General features: G+C 71.9%; 4 protein-coding genes. 3 read left to right on the top strand and 1 reads right to left on the bottom strand.

The features are described from left to right. Positions 1-138: 138 nt before the first annotated feature. Positions 139-1287, bottom strand: a complete 1149-nt coding sequence (locus ACFWA7_RS30030) for a winged helix DNA-binding domain-containing protein (RefSeq protein ID WP_385826217.1) — start codon at positions 1285-1287, stop codon at positions 139-141. A gap of 590 nt (positions 1288-1877) precedes the next feature. On the opposite strand from ACFWA7_RS30030, the gene ACFWA7_RS30025 reads away from it, so the two are divergent. The 3 genes from ACFWA7_RS30025 (at position 1878) to ACFWA7_RS30015 (ending at position 3323) form a co-directional block, all read left to right on the top strand. Continuing rightward, on the top strand, positions 1878-2285 hold the full coding sequence (locus ACFWA7_RS30025) for a DUF1992 domain-containing protein (RefSeq protein ID WP_385826215.1): 408 nt from the start codon (positions 1878-1880) through the stop codon (positions 2283-2285). A gap of 299 nt (positions 2286-2584) precedes the next feature. Continuing rightward, complete coding sequence (locus ACFWA7_RS30020; protein WP_385534663.1) at positions 2585-2818, top strand: hypothetical protein; 234 nt, start codon at positions 2585-2587, stop codon at positions 2816-2818. Positions 2819-2837: 19 nt separating this feature from the next. Beyond that, positions 2838-3323, top strand: a complete 486-nt coding sequence (locus tag ACFWA7_RS30015; protein WP_385826213.1) for a hypothetical protein — start codon at positions 2838-2840, stop codon at positions 3321-3323. Positions 3324-3481: the final 158 nt, after the last annotated feature.

The following is a 3481-nucleotide window of genomic DNA, read 5'->3' as shown; positions in this document are numbered from 1 at the left end:
GTCCGGCGCCGTGCGCCGGACCCGACGGGACGAGCCTCGTCCTCGGCACCGGTCGGAGTCGACGGGTTTCCCGTTGACCCTTGCGAACGGGAAACGAGGAAACGCCCCCCGCCGCCCCACCGGGTGCCGACCGCCGGGTCAGTCGCCCGGGAGCAACCTGGTCTCGGCGGCGGGCACACCCTTGGTCCACCAGTGGTCGTAGCGGGCGTAGGCCCTGGGGTCGCGGGCGGCGAGGAAGGCGACGAGGGACCGGGCCTCGGCCGCCAACTCCTCCCAGACGCGCTCCGGCAGGGGGTGGAAGGCGCCGGCTTCGATGCCGCCGTCGGTGGCGCGCCAGACGCCGGCGACCTGGCCGTCGACCAGCAGGGTGGGCAGCACATCGCCGTTCACGCGGGTCACATGCTTGCGGTAGGCGGGCGGGATCACGCGGCTGCGGTCGGCATAGGCCAGCAGGACGCTGTCCCACATCGCCATCAGCCGGGGCGGTGCGGGTGTGTCCTCATCTGGCCTGAGCGCGCCGGGGATGTCGTACAGCACCGTGCCGTCGGGGCCCCGCAGTTGCTCCAGCTCGTCCGCGAGGGTCTTCACGGCTGCTCTGACCCGGGGCCGCTGGACCAGCGCGAACTGCGCCATGTCGGCAGTCGACGCCGGTCCGAAGCCCGCGAGATAGCGGCGGAGCAGGGCCCGCAGACCCTCGTCGGGCGCCTCGGGGTCCCCCAGGGCGGGCTGCTCTTTCGCAGCGACGTACGAGAGACGGTTGGTGAACGCCCAGGGGCCGCCCATGGGCGCGTGCCACAGCGGCGCGTACTGCCGCAGCATCCGCTGCGCCCCGACCTCCAGGGGCCGGCCGAGGCGCTTCTCGAACCAGTCTCCCAACTCGGCGCTGCTGCGCGGCCGCTGGGCGTACCGCAGCAGCCCGGGGAGCAGGTCATCGGCGTCATCGACGCTGAGCCCGGACGAACGGAAGCGCGCGTCACCGAGCCGGGAGGAGCGCAGCGTCGGCTCCATGGCCTCACGGAAGCTCCGGTAGTCCTCCATGTGGACCGCGTGCAGCGTGAGCCTCATGAGGGTCGCCTTCACGATACTGCGGTCGGCCAGCGCCGCATCGAGTTCGGCCGGGTCGAAGCCGCGTAGCCGGTTCCACAGCGCGATGTACGGCGATGCGGGCTGCTGCGCCTGGAGGGCGACCACGCGTCGCAGCCCCTCCACAGCGTCCAGCGGCTCGCGGCCGAGCAGCAACTGCCGGGCGAGCGTGGCACGGTTGAGGGCACGCGCGGAGATCACCATGCCGCGATTCTCCCGCGCCTGCGCCCGCGGCAGAACCCTGACCTGCCGGGCACACCGGCCCGGTTCACCCGGCACGTCGGCGGGCATCTGCCCTCAGTGTTCCCGGCGCACCCTCAGTGTTCCCGGCGCACGCTCAGTGTTCCCGGCGCAGCAGCCTCGCACCGCAATCACCGAGGTAGCCCGACCCCCGCTCTGTGGCCTCCCACGCCTCGGGACCGGATCCGACTCCGGTCCCGAGGGCGTCGCCGCGCGGCGACGTGGGCGCAGAAGTCCGGATCGGACACCTGTTGATCGCCCTGGGCCAGGTGATGGCCATACGTACGCACCAGACCTTGACGAGAGCGGCGTTCACGCGCCGCGGGCGAGCGCCACATCCCGCTGCCGCTCGTGCTGATCACCATCGGCTTGCTCCTCCTGACCGAAGGCGGCGCCTTCGGCCTGTAGGGCGCCGCGCGGATCCTGGCGTCCCACCCCCCAGGGCTCCCCCGGGCCAACACCCCGACTAGGCTTGGGTGTGTCCTTTTCCGTTCCCCGGCGGGAGCGCCTCAGCCGGTGGCCTCGGCCGCCGCGTGACGTAGGAGAGTGATCTGGTGACGCAGCGCAAGCCTCCGGGTATCAGCCTTGAGTCGTGGGTGGACCGGCAGATCCGCGAGGCGCAGGAGCGCGGTGAGTTCGCCGAGCTGCCTGGCTTCGGCAAGCCACTGCCCGATGCCGCGCAGCCGTACGACGAGATGTGGTGGATCCGCCAGAAGATGGCCCGCGAGGGCATCACCGCGATGCTGCCGCCGGCTCTGGCGCTGCGCAAGGAGATCGAGGACGCGCTGGCCGCAGTGGCCAAGGCGCCGTCCGAGCGGGCCGTACGGGCGCTCCTGGAGCCGGTCAACGAGAAGATCGCCGCCATGCTCAGGCAGCCGCCTCCGGGGCCGCTTCTGGGGCGAGAGCCGATCGACGTGGACGAGGCCGTACGCGAGTGGCGCGAGGCACGCCGCCAGCAGTGACCCGTGGGCCGCCCCACCAACGCCGACCGCCGCCTCCGGCGAGGAGCCGCGCCACGGCGGTCGGACAGGCCCGGACCACGACCTCCACGCCATCACCACCGGCCTCGACGGCGGCGACATCACAGAGCGTTGCCGTTTGCCGCTCCGATCCCGCGCACCCGTACGCCGACCGCAGGGCCGCCCGCCCGACGACCTCCCTCTGGCTCAAAAGTTACGCCCCAAAACGACTTCCACGAACGGGAGTTGGTGCATACGGTCGCCTCTGTCAGTCGTGACGACAACGTTCAGGGAGGGACAGCATGAACCACAACATACGGGCAGCGGCAGCCACCGCGGCGCTCCTCACCGGGCTCCTCGCGGCCGCCGGCACCGCCAACGCGGCCGACCGCATCGACGCTCAGCACCTGGCCGCGCACATCGACAAGGCGGTCGCCGCCGAGCAGGCGAGCGGGGGGAACACAGGCGACATAGGCGGGCCCATCCTGGGTGTCCTCACGAGCAGTCCCGACGGCGCCGACACCGTCAACTCCTGAGCGGGCGCAGGTGCGCACCGTGGACAGTCCGGGGGGAGACAGAGAAGACGGGGAAGACCACACCACTTGGTGCCCCAGCGGGGAAGCCCACCGTCCGGAATCCGTCGTTCTGGGCGTCAGATCAGGGGAGGGCGGCCAGGTCGTCTATCTGGCCGAGCCCGTACCGGCAGCGCAGGTCCTGCCCAGCATCCCCGAGGGCATCGCGCCCCACCGGGTGCTCCGGTTCGCCTCGCACTGCGTGTCCGGCTGCGCGAACCGGGTCGGCGATGCCTGCGGCCTGATCGAGCGCATACAGACCCTGCCGTCACCCGACGCCACGGGAGCCGTGCCACGGTGCCATCTGCGTCCACACTGCAAGTGGTGGAACCAGGCAGGGGTGGACGCCTGCCACCGCTGCCCCGCCATCCCCACACTCAACTCCCCCGACGACGAGCTCGCCGTACTCGTCGCGGATCCCTCCACCACCACCGAGCAGCTGCAGAACTGGATCGCCGCGGCCGAGTGACAGGCGAGTGGCATACGGCGACAGCACGGCACCGGATCACCGGACCTCACGCTATGTTCGAAAAGTGCTGGTGGCGGGGGGGCCCCCCCGCCCCCCCCCCGGGGGGTTGTGTGTGGTGTGGCTCCGGAACCCCCGGGCCCCCCGCGCAGATGCCCCCG

The organism is Streptomyces sp. NPDC059994 (genome assembly GCF_042737755.1).
Lineage (GTDB): Bacteria > Actinomycetota > Actinomycetes > Streptomycetales > Streptomycetaceae > Streptomyces.
Note: the sequence above shows the minus strand (reverse complement) of the source record. Positions and strands in the feature narration are given on the sequence as shown.